14 protein-coding genes are annotated in these 18,528 nt (G+C 65.1%); 8 read left to right on the forward strand and 6 right to left on the reverse strand.

Going from position 1 to position 18,528, the window contains the following annotated elements; all coding sequences use genetic code 11:
• Together PU133_RS10285 and PU133_RS10290 are read left to right on the forward strand one after the other, a co-directional pair.
• Positions 1–1,689 (forward strand): MlaD family protein, encoded by a 1,689-nt coding sequence (locus PU133_RS10285; RefSeq protein WP_404861652.1) that lies wholly within the window; start codon positions 1–3, stop codon positions 1,687–1,689.
• 118 nt (positions 1,690–1,807) lie between these two features.
• A complete protein-coding gene (locus PU133_RS10290; RefSeq protein WP_404861653.1) occupies positions 1,808–2,401 on the forward strand; it encodes an ABC-type transport auxiliary lipoprotein family protein in 594 nt (197 codons plus the stop codon).
• A 378-nt stretch (positions 2,402–2,779) separates the two neighbouring features.
• On the opposite strand, the gene PU133_RS10295 is transcribed toward PU133_RS10290, so the two are convergent.
• Complete coding sequence (locus PU133_RS10295) at positions 2,780–9,064, reverse strand: hypothetical protein (protein ID WP_404861654.1); 6,285 nt, start codon at positions 9,062–9,064, stop codon at positions 2,780–2,782.
• 417 nt (positions 9,065–9,481) lie between these two features.
• Here PU133_RS10295 and PU133_RS10300 point away from each other — a divergent pair, with 417 nt between their 5' ends.
• The 3 genes from PU133_RS10300 (at position 9,482) to PU133_RS10310 (ending at position 11,614) form a co-directional block, all read left to right on the forward strand.
• A complete protein-coding gene (locus tag PU133_RS10300) occupies positions 9,482–9,847 on the forward strand; it encodes an Hpt domain-containing protein (RefSeq protein WP_404861655.1) in 366 nt (121 codons plus the stop codon).
• Positions 9,848–10,048: 201 nt separating this feature from the next.
• A complete protein-coding gene (locus tag PU133_RS10305; RefSeq protein ID WP_404861656.1) occupies positions 10,049–10,369 on the forward strand; it encodes a 2Fe-2S iron-sulfur cluster-binding protein in 321 nt (106 codons plus the stop codon).
• Positions 10,370–10,588: 219 nt separating this feature from the next.
• Entirely contained in the window at positions 10,589–11,614 is a 1,026-nt protein-coding gene (locus PU133_RS10310) for an NAD(P)/FAD-dependent oxidoreductase (RefSeq protein ID WP_126010047.1), read from the forward strand.
• Positions 11,615–12,073: 459 nt separating this feature from the next.
• On the opposite strand, the gene PU133_RS10315 is transcribed toward PU133_RS10310, so the two are convergent.
• Positions 12,074–12,745: a DUF922 domain-containing Zn-dependent protease gene (locus PU133_RS10315; RefSeq protein ID WP_404864502.1), complete on the reverse strand. Its 672-nt coding sequence runs from the start codon at positions 12,743–12,745 to the stop codon at positions 12,074–12,076.
• Positions 12,746–12,911: 166 nt separating this feature from the next.
• Here PU133_RS10315 and folP point away from each other — a divergent pair, with 166 nt between their 5' ends.
• The 3 genes from folP to folK are packed head-to-tail and all read left to right on the forward strand — an operon-like array spanning position 12,912 to position 14,669.
• Positions 12,912–13,802, forward strand: a complete 891-nt coding sequence (folP, locus tag PU133_RS10320; RefSeq protein ID WP_404861657.1) for a dihydropteroate synthase — start codon at positions 12,912–12,914, stop codon at positions 13,800–13,802.
• Positions 13,802–14,170 carry a dihydroneopterin aldolase gene (folB, locus tag PU133_RS10325; RefSeq protein WP_404861658.1) on the forward strand — a complete coding sequence of 123 codons (369 nt, stop codon included), beginning with the start codon at positions 13,802–13,804 and terminating at the stop codon, positions 14,168–14,170. Before folP ends, folB begins: the two co-directional genes overlap by 1 nt.
• On the forward strand, positions 14,154–14,669 hold the full coding sequence (gene folK, locus PU133_RS10330; RefSeq protein WP_404861659.1) for a 2-amino-4-hydroxy-6-hydroxymethyldihydropteridine diphosphokinase: 516 nt from the start codon (positions 14,154–14,156) through the stop codon (positions 14,667–14,669). Before folB ends, folK begins: the two co-directional genes overlap by 17 nt.
• 8 nt (positions 14,670–14,677) lie before the next feature.
• Here folK and PU133_RS10335 read toward each other — a convergent pair whose 3' ends face one another.
• The 4 genes from PU133_RS10335 to PU133_RS10350 form a co-directional block, all read right to left on the reverse strand.
• On the reverse strand, positions 14,678–15,205 hold the full coding sequence (locus PU133_RS10335) for a hypothetical protein (protein ID WP_126010052.1): 528 nt from the start codon (positions 15,203–15,205) through the stop codon (positions 14,678–14,680).
• Between the two features lie 57 nt (positions 15,206–15,262).
• Positions 15,263–16,417, reverse strand: a complete 1,155-nt coding sequence (locus PU133_RS10340) for a YcjF family protein (RefSeq protein WP_404861660.1) — start codon at positions 16,415–16,417, stop codon at positions 15,263–15,265.
• On the reverse strand, positions 16,414–17,892 hold the full coding sequence (locus PU133_RS10345; RefSeq protein WP_404861661.1) for a YcjX family protein: 1,479 nt from the start codon (positions 17,890–17,892) through the stop codon (positions 16,414–16,416). The genes PU133_RS10340 and PU133_RS10345 overlap by 4 nt, the downstream gene beginning before the upstream one ends.
• Before the next feature lie 90 nt (positions 17,893–17,982).
• On the reverse strand, positions 17,983–18,486 hold the full coding sequence (locus PU133_RS10350) for a histidine phosphatase family protein (protein WP_164527862.1): 504 nt from the start codon (positions 18,484–18,486) through the stop codon (positions 17,983–17,985).
• Positions 18,487–18,528: the final 42 nt, after the last annotated feature.

Here is an 18,528-nt window from a genome sequence, read left to right on the forward strand (position 1 = left end):
ATGGAAACAAGAGCCAACTACGCCATTGTCGGCCTGTTCACGGTCCTCGTGCTCGTCGCCTCCTTCGGATTCGTCTATTGGATGACGAATTACGGCAACCAAAGCCAGATGGCGCCGCTGAACGTGCGCATTCCGGGCTCGGCCAACGGCTTGAGCGTGGGATCGCCGGTGCGCTTCAACGGCATCTCGGTCGGCTCCGTGCGCGGACTGACGATTGACGAGAACGACGCAAGCTTCGTCGTGGCGCGGACCGATGTGCGCGCCGATGCGCCCGTGACGGAAGCGACGCAGGCCATTCTGGAGATCCAGGGCCTGACGGGCGCTGCCTATATCGAGCTGAGCGCGGGACAGGCGCCGGGACAGCAAAACATTCTGCTCGAGGCAATGGACAGCGGCGTGCCGGCGCAGTTGACGGCCGATCCTTCGAGCGTGACCAACCTTTTGTCGACGGCCGACCAGATCCTGACGCGCGCCAATGACGTGGTGGAAGAAATCGAGGGCTTCGTCGTCGATGCGCGCGGACCGCTGACCAACACGCTGCGCAACACCGAGACCTTCTCGCGTGCGCTGACCGACAATGCCGATAATATCGACCAGTTCCTGCAGAGCGTCGGCGCTCTGTCCTCCACGTTCGAAGGGCTTTCCGGCCGGCTGGACACGACGATGGCTGCCGCCGAGCAGCTGATGACCTCGATCGACGGCCAGAAGATCGATTCCATCCTTACCAATGTCGACACCGTGACCGCCAATCTGTCGGTGGCGTCCGGCGACGTCACGGAAGTCGTGGCGAGTTTCCGCGACACGGCGGCGACCTTCGAGAACTTTGCTACGACTGCCGGCGCCTCGATCGAACGCGTCGACCAGATCGTCGGCAATGTCGACCAGATCATCGCCAACGTCGATGCGGCCCAGGTTGGCCTCTTCGTGGACAACATCTCGTCTGCGAGCGCCGACGCCCGTGCGGCGATCGAGAACACGGCGCAGATCACCGAGCGCTTCAATGCGCGCGGCGAGGATGTCGACCGTTTCATCAGCGACGTGACGGAAATGGCCGACCGGCTGAACGCGGTCTCGACCCGCGTCGACAGCGTGGTCGCCAAGGTGGATACGGCGCTTGGCGAGGGTGATGTGCGCAACCTGCTGGCCGATGTGCAGCAGGCCGTACAGTCGTTCACCGCCGTTGCCTCGGCGATCGATTCCACGCAGGTGAACCAGGCACTGACCGACATCGCATCCGCCAGCGACAGCGTGCGCCAGGCAGCCGAGGACACGCGGCGCGTGACGGGAAGCTTCGCGGCCCGCGAAGGCGACATCGATGCCTTCATTTCCGACGTGACCCAGATGGCGGACCGGCTGAATGCCGCTTCCGTGCGCGTCGATGGCGTGCTCGCCAAGGTCGACGGGTTCCTGGGCGAGGGGGATGCCTCCAACCTGCTTGCCGAAGCGGAAGCGGCGATCGCCTCGTTCCGAAGCGTCGCCGACAACATCAATGGCCGCGTCGGGCCGATCGCGGAGAATTTGGAGCGCTTCTCCAACAGCGGCCTGCGTGACGTGGAATCCCTGATCGTGGAGACCCGCCGTTCGATCAATCGGATCGAGCGGAGCATCTCCTCCATCGAGCGCAACCCGCAGCGTCTGCTGTTCGGTGGCGACGACGTGCAGCAATTCGACGGCCGGGTGCGCCGCTGATGCGAAACGGACAGCAAGATCGGCGAGGGGAACGCGCCTGCGTCACCCTCGGACACTCTCTTTTTCCGGCGGCCACTGCCTGCGGCGCCGACTGCCTTTTGATGAAAGGATTTCTCGTTTGCTGAAGCGTTTCCTGTCGATCATCGCCGTTGCGGCAGCGCTTTCGGGCTGCGCCGGCCTTCCCGGTTTCTCCACCCCGAACGACACGTTCGCCCTGACTTCGCCACCGGCCGCGCCAGCCGTGCCGGCGGCGCAGCGACGCCAGCTGCTCATTCAGGAGCCGAGCGCGCTGAAGCTGCTCGACAGCGAACAGATCGTCGTTCGCGTTTCGGATTCTGAGGTGCAGTATCTCACCAATTCGCAGTGGAACGACCGCCTGCCGCGGATCGTGGAATCGAAGCTCATCGAAGCGTTCGAGAACACCGGCCAGCTCGGCGGCGTGGGGCGCTCAGGCGACGGCCTTGCGATCGACTTCCAGCTTCTGACCAATATCCGCAGCTTCGAGGTGTTGGCCTACGGCTCGCCGCGCGCCAATGTGGAGCTGTCGCTGCGCCTCATCAACGACCGCGACGGCACCGTCATCGCCCAGCGCGTCTTCACCGGCAGCGCCCCGGTCGCCGGCACGGGCAACGAGACCTACGTCCGCGCGCTCGACGTGGCCTTCAACTCGATCGTGCCCGAGATCATCGCCTGGACCATGCAGAGCATCTGACCGGACGCAATCAATACGACGTCTGAGAAACCCCGCTGGCGATGCTGGCGGGGTTTTTTGTTGCGAGGAAGCGGAGCTCAGGTGCTCGAGATCCTGCTGGTGTCGTCGATATATGACGTGAGCTTGACCGCAGGCACAGGCCCGCATCGAGCGCCTATGCCTGAGCGCTGGAAATCTCTCGCTGCGTGTGAACAGAGCGAAGCGGTCGACGGGGCTGGAGCGGCTAGCTTGATGGCTCAGAGGGCTTTCTGACGGCTGGGGACACCATCCATCCGCATATTGTCAGCAGCGAACCGACTGAACTTCGGACAAGAAAAAACCGCCGCGAACCGTGTGGCTCGCGGCGGTTTTGTCGGGTCTGGCCTCGGCCTCCGGCGCTTATTTGAAGCGGCCGGCGGCGTGGGCGAGCATGGTGTAGACCTTGCCGGTGTCGGAGGTCAGGTAGGTCTGGGTCATCATGTTGTCGCGGTCGTTGCGCGATACGTCGGCGAGCAGCTTTTCGAAATCGGTCACGTAGCGATCGACGGCCGTGCGGAATTCCGGCTCGCGTGCATATTTGTCGCGGATGTTGTCGAAGGTCTGCTGGCCCTTCAGCGTGTAGAGCTTGCGGGTGAAAACGTCGCGTTCGCCGCGCTGGTAGCGGCGCCACAGTTCCACCGATGCCTCATGGTCGATCGCGCGGGCGATGTCGACGGAGAGCGAGTTCAGCGATTCCACCACATGGCGCGGGTTGCGGCCATCCCGAGCCGGGGCCTGCGGTGCCGGAGCCGCCGCCTGCGGGCGGGCGGGCTGCTGCGGTGCGGGTGCATCGGCCTCGTCGAGCGAAGCGCCACGCAGGAGATCGCTCACCCATCCACCCTGACGGCTGGTCGAGCTCGTCGCGCCAGCATCACCAGCAAGGCTCGGGCGCAGCGGCGTTGCGGCACCTGGCATCTGCGGACGCGGCGCGGCCTGGAATGCCGACGGCGCGGGCGCCGGGCTTGCCGCAGGCGTGGCGACCGGTGCGGCCGGACGCTGGGCTGCCGGCTGCGGCGCAGGCTGAGCTGCGGCCTGGGGTGCGGCGGCCTGCGCGCGGGGCTGAGCAAGCGTCTGGGTCGTGTCGTTGCGGCTCGACACGTCGAGCGCGCGATCCGACCGTTCGACGATGTGCGAGAGGTCCTTCAGGGCCTGGATCTGCTCGGCGACGGCGCGGCGCATGGCGGCGGCGTTGCTGCGGGTTTCTTCCGGCAGGTCGAAAGCGCCGCGTTTCAGTTCCTCGCGGGTTGCGCCGAGCTCCTTGCGGATTTCGGACGAGGCGCGGCGGATCTCGTCGGTGGCACCGGCAAAGCGGGCGACAGCCTCCTCGACGGCTTCGCGCGTCGCCTTGCGGACGAGTTCGGCGGTCGTGGCGGAGCGGCCCTCGGTCTCCTTCAGCAGGCGTGCGACTTCCTCGATGGAGCCGCCGAGGCCGGACTTCAGCTTGGAGGCCGTGCCGGTTGCCAGGCTGTCGGCACGGGCGAAGGCCTTTTCGACGATGTCTTCGAGCGAGCGCATCGTGCCTTCGATCTGCTCGGAGCGTGACACGAGGCCAACCGAGAGGCGCTCCAGCGCTTCGCGGCGCTCTTCGAGCGTGCTGGCGAGATTCGACTGCGCGGCGCCCAGGAGATCGGAGGCAGAGGAGAGCACGCGGGAATGCTCGTCGAAGCGATGCGCGATCTGGCCAACCTGCGACAGCGTGCGCGACGAGATGCCATCGAGCTTCTCGACATTGTTCTCGAGAAGGCGCGTGGAGCTGGCAACGAGCGAGGCGGCCTTGTCGGCCGAGCCAACGAAGCTTTCGGTCGTCTGGGTCAGGCGGACATCCACCGAGCCGAGATTGTCGGCGGCACGCTCGACCACTTCGGCGATGGCGGCATTGCTTTCGGAAAGACGGTCAACAAGGGCGAGCACGTTGCCGCGCAGGCTGTCTTCCGCCGAAGCCACGGCGGCCAGCGTCTCGGAGGTGCGTGCCGACAGGGCCTGGATGAGCGCGTCGTTTTCGGTGCGCAGGCGGTCGCGGCCCTCGCGGGTCGCTTCGTCGACGCGGGCTGCGAATTCGGCGCCGGAACGGGCGATTTCTTCAGCCGCGCCGCTGGTGGAGCTCGCAAGCCTATCGAAGAGCGGGCGGGCCTGCTCGTCGATAAGGCGGGACAGCTCGGCCGAGCGGCTTGCCAGCATCGAGTTGAGCTCGCGGGTGCGCTCGTCGAGCGTCTGGCGGATCGTCTCGTTGCGGACGGTGAGCGCCTTTTCGGTCTCGTCGAGCTTGCCGCCGATGAGATCGCTCTGCTCGGAGAGCTTTGCGGTCAGCGCTTCGGCCTGGGCGGTGAGGCGTGTCGTCAGGTCTTCCGACTGCTGGGTGAGCAGCGAGCCGGTGGTGCGCATCGTGTCGGAGATCGCATCGGCCTTTTCGCCGAAGAGCGCGCGCGAGCGGTCGATGAGCGTGGTCATCTCCTCGACGCGTTCGGCGATTTCGTTGGTGCGGACATTGAGGCGCTCGTCGAGCTGGCGGGCGAACTCCTCGCTTTCGCGGCCGAGACGCTCGGCGAAGGCCCCGGACACGCCCGACAGGGTCTCGCCAGCGCGGTTGGCTTCCGCATCGAGATCGCCGGTCGCCTGGGCAACGGCATCGCGCAGGCGGCTCGCCAGGCTGCCGGCCTTGGCTTCGATGGTGCGGGCAACGTTGTCGAGGCCCATGCCGAGCGCCGTGTCCATGGTCGAGAAGCGTTCCTCGATATGGGCGCCGCGGCTGTCGAGGGTTTCAGCAAGACGCTCGGCTGCGCCACCGGCCTTGATCTCGAAGGCTTCGGAATGGCGGGCGAGCGTCTCTTCCAGGTGGCGGGCGCTGTCGGCGAAGCCGCTGGAGATTGGCGCGCTGGCCTCTTCGATCGCCGAACGGAGTCGATCCGCACCCGACGTGATGGTCGCCTCCAGTTCGCCGGCGCGGGCTCCAAGCGCTGCGTCGATGGTGCCGAGACCGCCGGCAAGCGCCGTGTCGATGGCATCGGCGCGCGCGGCAAGGGCGGTGCGGATGTCATCGGAGGTGCGGTCGAGGCGCTCGTTGAAGCCAGTGGTGGCATCGAGGAGGCTCGTCTCGACGCGGGCAGCACCGCTTTCGATGGTGGCACCGATTTCGGACGCACGGTCGCCGAAGGCGGTTTCGATGCGTGCCGCGCGGGTGTCGAGCACGGTGCGGATGTCGCTTTCGGTGCGCTCCAGGCGGTCATTGAAGCCCGTCGTCGCATCGCGCAGGCTCGCCTCGACGCGGGTCGCGCCGCTTTCGATGGTGGCGCCGATTTCGGAAGCACGGTCGCCGAAGGCCGTTTCGATGCGCTCGGCGCGGCTGTCCAGCACGGTGCGGATGCCCGTCTCGGTGCGCTCGAGGCGCTCGTTGAAGCCGGTCGTCGCCTCGCGCAGGCTCTCCTCGACACGGCTTGCGCCGGTTTCGACAACGGTGCCGATCTCTGCGGCGCGATCGCCGAATGCGGCTTCGATGCGCTCGGCGCGGCTGTCCAGCACGGTGCGGATGCCCGTCTCGGTGCGCTCCAGGCGCTCGTTGAATCCGGTCGTTGCGTCGCGCAGGCTGAGTTCGACGCGGCTCGCGCCGGTCTCGATCACAGAGCCGATTTCTGCGGCACGATCGCCGAAGGCCGCCTCGATGCGCTCTGCACCACCTGCCAGCGCCGTGTCGATGGCCGACGTGCCGCGATGCAGGGTCTGGGCGATGTGGCTGGCCGTCTCGTCGAGGCGGAGATCGAAATTGTCGCCGGCGGAGCGCATGGCGAGATCGATCCGGTCGGCACCGGCGATGATGGTGTCTTCGATGGCGCCGACTCGGCCTTCGAGCGCGCCGCCGATGCGGGTTTCGCTTTCGGCAAGGCGTGCGGACAACCGCTCTTCGGTGCCGGTGAGGCTCGCTTCGATGCGTTCGGCACCGCCATCGACGATGGTCGACAGGCCACCGGCGCGCTTTTCAAGCGTATCGGCGAAGCGGTCGTTGCTCTGCGTGAGAGCACGGTCGATGAGGCTTGCGCCTTCTTCGAGCGCGAGTTCGATGCGCATGGAGCCTTCCGAGACACGGCCGGTGATGGCATCGGCGCGCGCGGCGAGCGAGCGGTCGAGTGCTTCGCTGCGCTCGTCCAGAAGGCGCTCCATGGCTTCCTGGCGCTCGCTCATGGTGAAGTGGATAGCTGCGCTCTGCGCTGCGAGCGATGCGGCAAGGGCCTCGCTCTGCTCGCTGAAAGTGCGCTCGATCGCCGGGCCGTGCAGTTCGAACGTGCCCGCGAGGCGCTCATTGGCGCCTTCGATGCGCGAGGCAAGCGTGTCGGCGCGCTCGGACAGCGTGCGCTCGATGGCGTCGCCTTCGTGGCGCAGCGTGTCGCCGAGGCGATCGTTGACGCTCTCGATGCGCGAGGCAAGCTCGCCGCCACGGTCGCCGAGTGTCCGCTCCATGAGAGCGGCGTTCTGTTCCAGCGTTTCGCCGAGGCGATCGTTGAGGCCGCCGAGACGGATGGCGAGCGTGTCGGTGCGTTCGGCCAAGGTGCGCTCAAGCGCATCGCTGCGGCCGTCGAGGGTTTCGGCAACGCGGGCATCGATGGCTTCGATGCGGGCGGCAAGGCCTTCGCCGCGTTCGCTGAGCGTGCGCTCCAGCGCTGCGCCCTGAACTTCGAGCGTGCCCGCCAGGCGATCATTGAGGGCGGCGACGGTGCCGGCGAGGGCTTCGCTGCGCTGGCCGAAGGTGGCGTCGATGGACGAGGCGGCTTCGGAAAGCGTGGCAGAGAGGCGCGCATTGCCTTCCGACAGGTTGGTGGCGAGGCGGTCGTTCTGCTCGGCAAGGGCGCTGGCGATGCCGGCGCTTTGCGAGGCAAGCGCGCCGGTCATGCGCTCATGGGCACCCGACAGCATGCCGGACAGCTGCTCGGAGCGTTCGCCGAGCGATGCGCCGATGCGCTCCAGCGACGAGGACAGGATGCCGTCGATCGCTTCGCTGCTGCCGCTGACCGTCTGGTTGATGCGCGCAAGGCCTTCGGACAGCTTGGCATCGAGCGTGCCCGAACGCTGATCGAAGGCGTTGGTGAACTCCGCGACGCGGTCGTCGAAGGCAGTGTTGAGGAAGCCGACGGTTGCCTGCAGCTTGTCCTCGAAGAAGCCGGAGCGCAGGTCGAGATCGACGATCGCATCCTCGACGCTGGACTTGAGCGAATGGCGGAAATTCGCGCCCTTCTCATCGAGCGTGGCATTGAGGGCGGCGATGACGTCGTCCAGGCCGCGATTGACGGCAGCTTCGCCGACGCGGAGGCTTTCGGAAATCTCGCGGGTGCGGGCGATGAGCGTGTCGTTGAGTTGCTTGGCGCGCTCGTTCAGCGCCTGGTTCAGGCGCTCGGTGTTGGTGTCGAGCGAAGAGGCGCGGGTTTCGAACTGCGACAGGAGTGCTTCGCCACGCACGACCAGCTGGTGGTCGAGCGAGTCCATGCGGCTGTCGAATTCCTTGCCGAGCGTATCGGTGGAGCGCGCAAGCGTCTCCAGCATCTTTTCGGTGCGGCCGGTCAGCATCGTGTCCAGCGCGCGGGAAGCATCGTCGGCGCCGGCCGTCAGAGCCGTGACGCGGGTTTCGAGCAGGCGCGCTACGCCTTCGCCGGAAGTGGCGATGCGCGCGGAAATTTCGTCGCCGGCGGTCGACAGCTCGTCCTTCAGCTGCTCGTGGGCGCCGGAGATCGAGGCGCGAACGCGCTCGGCATGACTGACGATGGCGTCGCGCTCGGTGCCGAGTTCGTGCACCAGCGAGCGGATGCGCATTTCGTTGTCGGAATAGCTGCGCTCCAGCGCGTTCACTTCGGAATGCACGAGGGTTTCGAGCTCGGAGGCGCGCGCGATGGTGCGCTCGATGCCTTCGTTCATGGCGGAGACTTCGCGGCGTACGGCTTGGCCCACCGAAATGATGCGATCGGCAGCGACCGTCTCCGGCTCGGAAAGACGCAGCGCGATTTCAGCCATGGAGCGGGCGGCGGTCCGCAGTTCCTGGGCGCGTGCCATCATCGCCGCGAAGGCGAAGAACATCATGATCGGCAGGAAGGTCGCGATCAGCAGGATGACCGCCGGCGGCATGGCCATGAGGTCGGCAACGGAGCGGATCTGCCAGATTTCGGGCGAGAAAAGGAGATGTGCGACGGCGATGGCGCCGACGAGCCACAGGGCCGACATGATGAGAGCCGTGCGGAAATAGGCGCGCGACTTCTGGCTATCGAGGCTGCGCAGGATGAAGGCGGTCGGACGGCGGCCGTCATCGTTTGCGGGCTGGCTGGTGCGATCTTCGACAGGACGCTGCGGCTGCGGCTGGGGCGCAGCGGCGCGGCGCATGGTGGCGGGCGCGTTGGCAGCCGTGATTCCGGCCGCGGCGGAAGCCTTGGCGTCGCCGACAGGATTGGATGTGGTGCGGGCAGGGCGGTGGGCAGCTGTGCGCTCGGCTTCCCGATCCGCTTCGGCAAGCTCGCGTGCGGCCTGCGAGACCTGGGTCTCCAGTTCCTCGAACGACATTTCGTCCAGGAGCGCGCGCTCGTCATCATCGTTGAAATCGATGGTCAGCGCGTCCTCGAGGGCCTGGAACGCCTTGTCATCGATCGATTCGTTGGCTGCCGTCTTCTTCGCCATGTCCGTCACGCCTCGTTACTCACAACCACCGGCGATCATCGCCTGCAGCGAATTGCGCGTCATGCACATCTACTCACCCGCTTCGCATCCCTTTGTTCAAGCCCCCACGCTGGAACCGGCGACATGCTCGTCGCCAAGGCATAAAAAGCGGCCTGCGCATGGGCAGTCCATCCGTATCGTAGTGGCACAAAGCCGATACTTTAACAATTCGTGTCGCATTTCCGTCCACACGAGCGTCATGAAGTAAGACGGGGTTTTTTAACATTTCGGCCGCAGAATGCCGCAAATTTTTCTTATTTACCGGGCGTTAACCATGCCGCAAAGTTTTCTCGGTATTGCCCCGCTTGCGTTAAATTGCCGGCGTGTTGCCCGGGTTTATGTTCACCATCGAAACACATCTTCAGAGACCCTTGTCCCATGCCCGCCTATGCAATTGCCTTCAATCGTCCCGAAACGGAATGCCGCATGACATCCGCCGAGCGTCCCATCGACTTCGACCATCTGGCCCGGCAGACCATGGGGCAGAAGGATCTGGAGGCGGAAGTGCTGCGCCTGTTTCTGCGCCAAGCACGTGACTGCGTGCGAAGCATCCATGCCAGCAAGGGCAAGGATCGCGTCGGCATCGCCCACACGCTGAAGGGCTCGGCCCGCGGCATCGGCGCCTTCAACGTTGCCGAGCAGGCTGCACGGTTGGAAGAGATGCCGGACGATGCGGAACGCGTGGAAGCGCTCTGCGAAGCCGTCGTTGCGGTCGAGAACTTCCTGCTGCGTCTTTCGCGATAGGACTTCTGGCAAGGCCAGCTTCCCGCGCGCCATAAATGCGCAGGCGGACCGCCATTCCTTGACTTTCCCGTTTCACTCTTTAACTCGGCGGCTTGAGCATATTGCCAGTCGTCGGGGTTTTGCGCGTGGAGATCGGATCGCCGATCCTCGTGCCGTAATTCTCAAGAGAGACAGGCGCACCTGCCAGCGGAGAGTCCTTGAATGACCACCATTACTTTCGTCGCCTTCGACGGTACGCGCCATGAACTGGAGGCCGAAAACGGCTCTACCGTCATGGAAAATGCCATCCGCAACTCGGTCCCCGGCATCGAGGCGGAATGCGGCGGCGCGTGTGCCTGCGCGACCTGCCACGTCTATGTGGACGACGCCTGGAAGGCGGCAGTGGGCGAGCCGGAAGCGATGGAAGAAGACATGCTCGATTTTGCCTTTGACGTGCGGCCGAACTCGCGCCTGTCGTGCCAGATCCGGGTGTCCGACAAGCTTGACGGTCTCGTGGTTCACGTGCCCGAGCGCCAGGCGTAACCGGGGCTGAAGTTCGAGCCGGCGCACAGATTTTCCGCTTTCGAGCCGAAGACTAGGACGGATCACCTTTGATCCCAGCCGGCGATGCGGCTAAACGACAGCCATCATTTCATCGGAAAGGCAGCGCCCATTTTGGGCGCGACCCAAAAACAAGCAACAATCGGCGCGGAGCGGCGGCATTGATGTCTGCCGGGCCCGGCCAGCAGGAAAGCACGATCGATGCGGAATGTGATCGAGACGGATGTCGTCATCGTCGGGGCAGGGCCGGTCGGGCTCTTCGCCGTGTTCGAACTCGGACTTTATGATCTTCGCTGCCATTTGATCGACATTCTGGATCGTCCGGGCGGCCAGTGCGCCGAGCTTTATCCGGAAAAGCCGATCTACGACATTCCGGCATGGCCGGAGATTTCGGGCGCAGGCCTGACGGAACGGCTGATGGAGCAGATCGCGCCGTTCCATCCGGAGTTCCATTTCAACCGCATGGTCACGGCGCTGAAAAAGCTCGATGACGGGCGCTTCGAAGTGGAGACCGACGAGAACGAGATTTTCCATGCGAAGATCGTGGTGATCGCGGCCGGCGGTGGTTCGTTCCAGCCCAAGCGCCCGCCGATCCCGGGCATCGAGGCCTTCGAGGACAAGAGCGTCTTCTATTCCGTGCGCCGGATGGAGGAATTCCGCGACCACGACATCCTCATTGTCGGTGGCGGCGATTCCGCACTCGACTGGACGCTGAACCTGAAGCCGATCGCCAAATCCGTGACGCTGGTGCACCGTCGTCCAGAGTTTCGCGCGGCACCGGACAGCGTGAACAAGATGTTCGCGTTGCAGGAACGGGGCGAGCTTGCTTTCGAGATCGGTCAGGTCACGGGGCTCACCGGCGAAGATGGTCAGATCCGCTCCGCGACGATCAAGGGGCCGAACGGCGACGTCGAGGTGAATGCGACCCGTCTGCTGCCGTTCTTCGGCCTGACGATGAAGCTCGGGCCGATTGCCGACTGGGGTCTCAATCTGCATGAGAACCTGATCAAGGTGGATACCGAGAAGTTCGAGACGTCTGAGCCCGGCATCTTCGCCATCGGCGACATCAACTGGTATCCGGGCAAGCTGAAGCTGATCCTCTCGGGCTTCCACGAAGCGGCGCTGATGGCGCATGCGGCGAAGAAGATCGCTCACCCTGAAGCAAAGGTGGTGTTCCAGTACACCACGTCCTCGACGAGCCTGCAGAAGAAGCTCGGCGTCAAGTAACGCCGAGCACGTTTCCGCTCAGCCTTTAGAGAACGATACGCGCAAAAAAGACCCCGCTGCCGTGCATGTGCGTGCCGCAGCGGGGTACAGTTGTGCGCATCGTAAACCGGGTGGAAGGAACGCCCGTCAAACCGAATGCGCCAGGGAGGCCACAGAGAGACTTCAAACCGGAACTACATGTCATGCTATCGAAACCAGTAATGAGATGGTAAGCGATACGCGACTGAGTCGCCACTCCAAGAATTCGTGGGTGCGAATTTGCACCAATTCTGGGGAAAAATTGCAACACCGGTCAGTTGATCAGCTAGATTACAATCAGATGATCAAGGCTTTCCAAGAGTTTCTTCACGTGAATTCTTGATGGCTGCCTGAGTGGCCTCTATGCGGTGAGGCGCACGCAGTGCGCATTACGACCAATAGCCGGTTCTGTATCGGAAGTTGATGACGTTACCGGCCGCGCTATTCCGCGGCCTTGATCTGCTCGAGCCGGTATTGCAGCAGACGCACCATGCGGCGCTCGAAGTTGATCGCCTCGATGCGGTCGAAGCGCGCCTGCTCCGCATCGTGTTCGGCGAGCACGCTTTCCGTAATGCGGGCCACTTCCGCCTCCATCGCCTGGCAGTTCGGCTGCGCGCGCAGGCCCTTCACGTCGCTTTCCAGCTTGCGAGCGTATTGACGCGCGATTTCGGCATGGCGCTCTTCGTGGCGCTTGATGTCACCGGACAGCGTATCCCAGATGAGGGCGAGGTCGGCTTCGGCGCGGCGGCGCTGGGTCCAGCGGGGCAGGATGATCTTGGTGTCGAGCGTGATGCGGGCGGAATCGACGGTGCAGCGCGTGCCCTGGTCGGCATAGGTCACGCTGCCGCCGAAGCGCATTTCCGTCGCGCCGGGATGACGGATGCCGGTTCCCTGGAGGAGCGGACCGCTTTGGGACAACGCTTCGTCGAGATCAGCGGCGGTGCGGCCGCGGACGGGAAAATAGGAAAACGACTTGGTGATCACCGTCTCGGCTTCGGCGGAACCCATGAAAAACGGCGCCGACACGGCAGCAACGACAACAAGACCCGCGATTGCCGCGGCGCGTGCGAAACGATGATACAAGAATTGCCAGCCTCGATTGCGCGGGATCATCCTGCCATTTCCAACGAACGGCGTCGTGATCCAGATCATTCCATCAGCCTGAGGCGAGGGACGAGCCCCGGTCCGACAAGCGCACGCAAACAGCTTGCGTCATGCGTTCGGGCGATGCAACAGGCAGCAGGTCACAAGCGCTTGAATTTGCCGGAGAGATGCATCGATGCAAGACCAGCACTTTGAACGGCCCGATCGCTGGATCTGGCGCGTCGGTCATGGCCGCGAGATCGATCTCAGCCGGCGCGGCCTGCTGATGGGCGTTCTCAACGTGACACCGGATTCGTTCTCCGACGGCGGTCGGTTCGCCGATGTCACAGCGGCGCTTGCCGAAGCTGAGGCGATGGCGGATGCAGGCGCCGTGATTATCGATGTCGGCGGAGAATCGACCCGCCCCGGTGCCGACCCGGTCGATGCTGCGACCGAGCAGGCGCGCGTGTTGCCGGTGATCAAGGCGGTTGCGGACCATCTTGCCGGGGCCAGACAGGTGTTGATCTCGGTCGACAGCTACCGGGTGGAGACGGCGCGGCTGGCGGTTGCAGCGGGTGCCCACATCATCAACGACATTTCGGGGCTGCAGGGCGAGCCGGGCATGGCGGATCTTGCCCGCGAAACGAAAGCGGGGCTCGTCGTCATGCATACGGGGCGCGGACGAGAGAAGCTGCCGGACGTGATCGAGGACCAGATGGTCTTTCTCGGCCGATCGCTTGCTATCGCCAAAGAGGCGGGATTGGACGCGCGGCAGATCGTCCTCGATCCGGGCTTCGGCTTTGCCAAGGACAGCGACGAGAACTTTTCGCTGATGGCGCGGTTTGACACGTTGCACCCGCTTGGGCGGCCGTTTCTTGCCGGGACATCGCGCAAGCGCTTCCTCGGGGCGGCGACGGGCAGGGAAGCCGGCGAGCGCGACGTGGCGACGGCGGCGACCACGGCGCTGCTGCGGGTGGCCGGCGCACGCATCTTCCGCGTGCACGATGTCGCGAAAAGCCGCGATGCCCTTTCGGTCGCCGAAGCGATGTGCGACAGGCTGGCCCAGGAAACCGGAAGCGACGTTTGATGACCTACCGAATTCACCTGAAGAACTGCGCCTTCTTCGCGCGCCACGGCGTGCACGATGCCGAGGAGTTTCTCGGCCAGCGCTTCTTCGTGGATGCCGATCTGACCGTAGATGCGCCGAGCGCACTGACCGACGACGCGATTGCGGACACCGTGGATTACGGCGTCGCGTTTCAGGTGATCGAGGCGATCGTGACCGGCAAGCGGCGCTTCCTGATCGAGGCGCTGGCGATGGATGTGGCGCGGGCGCTGTGCGAGCGGTTCGGTGAGATCACCGTCGCGCGGATCACCATCCGCAAACCGAATGCGCCGGTGCCCGGCGTGCTGGATCATGTCGAGGTGACGGTCGAGCATGTCGCGCGTGCTTGAGGGGCCGGTGACGGCCGCACTCGGTCTCGGCGGCAATATCGGCGATGTTGCGGGCGCGATTCGGGCGGTGCTCGCCATGCTGGATCAGCGCGCCGACACGGAGGTGACCGCGGTCTCCTCGCTCTACCGTACGCCGCCCTGGGGGCTGACGGAGCAACCGGATTTTCTAAACTGTGCGGCTCTGATGACGACGCGGCTTTCGGCCGACGATCTGCTCGCCGCCTGCCTCGATGCCGAAAAGGCGCTGAAACGGGACAGGGCAGGAGCGACGCGCTGGGGGCCGCGGCCGATCGACATCGACGTTCTGACCTATGGCGACGAGACGATCGGGACGGAAACGCTCATCGTTCCGCATCCGCGGATGACGGATCGCGGCTTCGTGCTGCTGCCGCTCGCCGAAATCGCTCCCGACATTCTGGTCGACGGCAGGAGCATCGCGGAATGGGCGGCAAAGATCGACGCGACGGGAATCGAGCGGATCGGCGAGCCTGAGTGGTAGCTGTCGTCCTACTGAACGGAGCCGACGGCCATGGTGTCGAGGTTGCGTGCGAGCGTCATGCCGATCACCGGCACCATGCTGTCGCCGACATTGACGGACACGGTGACGTTCATGGTGTTTGCATCCAGCATGCGGGCGACCATCGCGCCTTCGAGTTGCTTGCGTTCGATGGCCATGAGCACACGGTCGCCATCGACGCGGCCGGCGGTGATGTCGAGGCCTTCGCCTGCGGCGCCATCGAGGAAGCGGCCCTCATAGTCGCCCGAGACCTTGCGGATCACGGCTGACATTTTCTGACTGAACACGCCGACGCGGCAGGAGCCATCCATTGCGATGCCGGCTTCGGCATCGGCCACGGGAGTGCCGGTGAGGCTGCAGTTGAACTTGGTGCCCTGATACTTGCCGGCGACGATCTCGCCGGGCCCTGTCCACACGCCCGAGACGTTGCTGAAGAACGCCTGATCGGCCGCCTGGGCGGGAGCGGCAAATGCGGCAGCCGAGAGGAGAGCGGCTGCGATACGGTGCTTCATGCCCATGGGACGACCCTTACTCGTGACGCAAGATAAGCTTGCGCTGAGGATCGCCGAGAATGGTTAACGGGTGGTTTCCGAAGCCGCTGCGACGCGTGATTCTTCACGGGATGCGACGCGGGTGAGATCCTGCACGAAATCCCCGATGCCGGGCCGTTTGACCGCCCGAAACGGCAGCGGGCGACAGAGGTCCATGGCGGCGATACCGATGCGGGCCGTCATCAGGCCGTTGATCACGCCTTCGCCGAGACGCGTGGACAGTCTGGAAGCGACGCCGTGGCCGACGAGCTGCTGCACGAGGCTGTCGCCGACGGCGATGGAACTGGTGACAGCGAGATGGGCGATCACATCGCGGAAGAGCCGCATGAGGCCAAGCGCGCCGGGGCGGCCGCCATAGAGCGTCGCCATTGCGCGCACGAGGCGGGAACTTTCGTAAAGCACATAGGCGAGATCGACGATGGCGCGCGGCGAAACGGCCGTGACGATGGACACGCGCTTGGAGGCGTTGAGGATGAGGCGACGGGCCTGGACATCGAGCGGCGCGAGCAGCTCGGCTTCCGCGAAGGACAGCAATTGAGGCCCGTCGACGATTTCGCCCTCCATGTCGGCGATGGCAGCGCGGCCGCGCGCCGTCTCGGGCTTGTCGACGGTGAGTGCCACCAACTGGGTGACGACGGAGCGGGCCTTCGCGGGCTTCCGTTCGGCAAGCGCATCGATGGCTGCCTGCTTCAGGTGCTGGACGGCGGAAAGGCGCATGAGCGCTAGAACTTCCCGGCCGACGACCACCAGCATGGCGAAGACGAAGACCACGACCGTCGCCATCGCCGCCCAGCCGAGCCAGTCGGAACGGGCGAAGAGATCGCGGATGAGGCTATCGGTCCAGATGCCGATGGCCAGCGAGATCAAGACGCCGAAGGCGCCGGCGGCAAGCTTGCCGAAGGAAAAGCCGCGCCTGGCGGCAACAGCCGGCGGTGGCGTGAGCGCGTTGGCTTCGGCAACGCTTTGCGGATCTATCGGTTCGGGGGTGATGAACGGATCGATCTCGTCGATCACGATCTTTTCGGCAGGGCGCGCGACCGGCGCGCGCGGACGTTCCGGAGCCGGCTTCACGCGGGGCTCGGCCCTAGGTTCGACCCTGGGCGGCGCGGCAGCGGGTTCGTTGCCGACGGTGAAGACCGCGGGGCGGCGCGGTGGCATGCGGCGGTCGTTGTCGCTCATGCGAGGTCATCCCCGAACAGGAACTCAAGGGCGCGGTCGAGCCGGATGTGGGGCAGGGACAGGGTGATGCCCTCCGCGGTTCGTTCCAGCTGCGGCGGGCGGAAGCGGACGAAGTTGATGTCGGTCACCGGCTCGCCATGCTTCTTTCGATCCAGCGCTTCAAAGATCGAATCCGGTTTTGCCGGCAAGTCTCCTGGAAACACTGCGGTTTTCGTTTCACCGTCGAAGGTCTGCCCGGCAATCTTCTCGCCCTGGATCGGCGTTCCGACGATGACGGGCAGCGTTTCGCCGCCCTCGTCGATGCTGGCTTCGCGGGTCGCGCGCACGGCGGCGAGCGCCATCACGTCTATGCCTGCACCGGAATAGTGGATCCGCTCGGCGGCGCGATCGACGAGCCGGCGGACGATGGCTTCCAGCCGGTCGTGGCTTTCATGGTGGAGATGATCGGCCTTGGTGGCGCCGATCAGCACGCGGCCGATGCGGCGCGTGAAGAGCGCCGTCAGCATCGAATTGCGGCCGGTCCGGAAGCAGGACAGGATATCGCCAAGCGCGCGCTCGAGATCGCGCACCGCGTCGGGGCCGGCATTCATTGCCTGCAGCGCGTCCACGAGCACGATCTGCTTGTCGAGGCGGGCGAAATGTTCGCGGAAGAACGGCTTCACCACGACCTGCTTGTAGCTCTCGAAGCGGCGCTCCATCATGGCCCAGACCGAACCTTTCGGCGCACTGCCTGTGGGCGGCAGATCGGGCAGAGGCGAGAAGGTGAGCGCGGGCGACCCTTCAAGATCGCCAGGCATGATGAAACGGCCGGGCGGCAGGGTGGAGAGCGCGCGGGCGTCCGACTTGCAGGCCTTGAGATAGGTGGCGAAAAGCTGCGCCAGTTCGCGGGCAGTGGTTTCGTCGGCGGCCGCCTTCGGGTCGACCGCAGTGGCGCGGGCAAGCCAGTGCTCGGCGAGATCGGCGCGGGCGCGGGAGCGGGCAAGCTCCACGGCATTGGCGCTGAATTCGCGGAAATTCTGCGCCAGCAAAGGCAGATCGAGCAGCCATTCGCCGGGATAATCGACGATGTCGATCGACAGCTTGCCGGCGGATAACATGCGATTCCAGCCGCTTGCGGACTCGTATTCGACCGTCAGGCGAAGCTGGGAAATGGCGCGGGTCGAATCCGGCCAGAGCCGGTCCTCGATCAGCGCGCGGACGTGATCCTCATACTGGAAGCGCGGCACGTCGTCGTCGGGCTGCGGCTCCAGATAGGTGCGCGCGATGCGGCCGGTGTGGTGGGCGTTGAAGAGCGGCAGGCGGCCGCCATGCAGCAGATTGTGGACAAGCGCCGTGATGAAGACGGTCTTGCCGGCGCGCGAGAGGCCCGTGACGCCAAAGCGGATCGAGGGGTGGATGAGGCCGGCGGCACGGTCGGCGATGTTGTCGAAGGCAATGCGCGCCTCATCGGAGAAAGTCGTCAGCGAACGCGCCACAGGCAAGGCCTCTCACATCACACAGGAACCTGCGCGATATAGGCGTGGAGACTGCGCGATAAAAGGCAGCGTCGTCGCGATCGGCTGCCCTCAGGCTTCGACGGGCTTCAGGAAGGCATGCAGAGTCGCCTTGCGGGCAGACATGCCGGACGCGGCGTTCGTCAGGTCGATGATGGCGAGGCCGCAGGTGGGAAAGCCGCGACGGAGCTCCGCGCCGATCGTCCCGCCGTCGCGTTCCAGAAGGGCTGCGGTCGTATCTTCGATCATGGGATTGTGGCCGACGAGCATGACCGAACCGGTATCCTCGAGGTCCTGGATGATGTCGAGATAGCCTGCCTGGCCCTCGACGTAGAGTGTCTCGGTGAAGGTGACGTCGGAGACGGGCAGCGCCTCGGCCAGGAGATCCCAGGTCTCGCGGCAGCGCTTGGCCGACGAGCAGATGACGCGGTCGGGGCGAAGATCCTTAGCCGCCATTTCGAGCCCCAGCGCACGTGCGTCCTCGCGGCCCCGCGCATCCAGTGCGCGATCGAAATCTCGCGTACCGGGCTCGGCCCAGACGGCGCGCGCGTGGCGCAGCAGATAAATGCGAAGCATGGGGGTCGCGATCATCCTGCTGAAATAGGGTGAACTTGGGCA

This window comes from Georhizobium sp. MAB10 (assembly GCF_045012825.1).
In the GTDB taxonomy this organism is placed as follows: Bacteria; Pseudomonadota; Alphaproteobacteria; order Rhizobiales; family Rhizobiaceae; genus Georhizobium; species Georhizobium profundi.

Coding starts and splice junctions, on each gene's coding strand:
- PU133_RS10300 (WP_404861655.1), top strand. CDS start 9,482: ATGCCCGCCTATGCAATTGCCTTCAATCGTCCCGAAACGGAATGCCGC.
- PU133_RS10295 (WP_404861654.1), bottom strand. CDS start 9,064: ATGGCGAAGAAGACGGCAGCCAACGAATCGATCGATGACAAGGCGTTC.
- PU133_RS10285 (WP_404861652.1), top strand. CDS start 1: ATGGAAACAAGAGCCAACTACGCCATTGTCGGCCTGTTCACGGTCCTC.
- PU133_RS10310 (WP_126010047.1), top strand. CDS start 10,589: ATGCGGAATGTGATCGAGACGGATGTCGTCATCGTCGGGGCAGGGCCG.
- PU133_RS10340 (WP_404861660.1), bottom strand. CDS start 16,417: ATGAGCGACAACGACCGCCGCATGCCACCGCGCCGCCCCGCGGTCTTC.
- folK (WP_404861659.1), top strand. CDS start 14,154: ATGTCGCGCGTGCTTGAGGGGCCGGTGACGGCCGCACTCGGTCTCGGC.
- PU133_RS10335 (WP_126010052.1), bottom strand. CDS start 15,205: ATGGGCATGAAGCACCGTATCGCAGCCGCTCTCCTCTCGGCTGCCGCA.
- PU133_RS10305 (WP_404861656.1), top strand. CDS start 10,049: ATGACCACCATTACTTTCGTCGCCTTCGACGGTACGCGCCATGAACTG.
- PU133_RS10315 (WP_404864502.1), bottom strand. CDS start 12,745: ATGATCCCGCGCAATCGAGGCTGGCAATTCTTGTATCATCGTTTCGCA.
- PU133_RS10350 (WP_164527862.1), bottom strand. CDS start 18,486: ATGCTTCGCATTTATCTGCTGCGCCACGCGCGCGCCGTCTGGGCCGAG.
- folB (WP_404861658.1), top strand. CDS start 13,802: ATGACCTACCGAATTCACCTGAAGAACTGCGCCTTCTTCGCGCGCCAC.
- folP (WP_404861657.1), top strand. CDS start 12,912: ATGCAAGACCAGCACTTTGAACGGCCCGATCGCTGGATCTGGCGCGTC.